The sequence below is a fragment of the Lysinibacillus sp. VIII_CA genome, assembly GCF_049943995.1.
Lineage (GTDB): Bacteria > Bacillota > Bacilli > Bacillales_A > Planococcaceae > Lysinibacillus > Lysinibacillus pinottii.
In genome coordinates this window covers 1-392 of record NZ_JBNFXM010000087.1, presented here as the reverse complement: position 1 = coordinate 392, position 392 = coordinate 1, and the positions used below count along the sequence as shown (strand labels likewise).

At 33.9% G+C, this 392-nt stretch carries 1 protein-coding gene; it reads right to left on the bottom strand.

Going from position 1 to position 392, the window contains the following annotated elements; all coding sequences use genetic code 11:
• On the bottom strand, window positions 1-392 hold a 392-nt coding region (locus ACP3VS_RS24295; protein ID WP_426390303.1), incomplete at both ends, for an AMP-binding protein.

Below are 392 nucleotides of genomic sequence, written 5' to 3'. Positions count from 1 at the left end.
CTTGCTCCAGTTAATAAAGCAGAAAAAATTTCCGAAACAGAGGAATCAAAACTGTGAGAGTAAAATTGAGATAACACATCTTGCTCTGTGATACAGAATGTTTTTGAACGCCATTCCACTAAATTGAGTACGCCAGCATGTCGGAGTAATGTACCTTTCGGATTCCCCGTCGATCCAGATGTATAAATCATATATGCTGTGTCATCCACTCTATTTTTACTTAAGATGTCTTTAATGGAAGACGATGCAAAAATATCTTCAATTAAAAACACTTGTTCATTATACGTTTGTATTTTCTTTTTTAAAGCTTTTTTAGTAAGAATTAGCTTTGCCTTACTGTCGTTAAAGATATACGATACACGATCTGACGGATATTTAATATCAATTGGCAC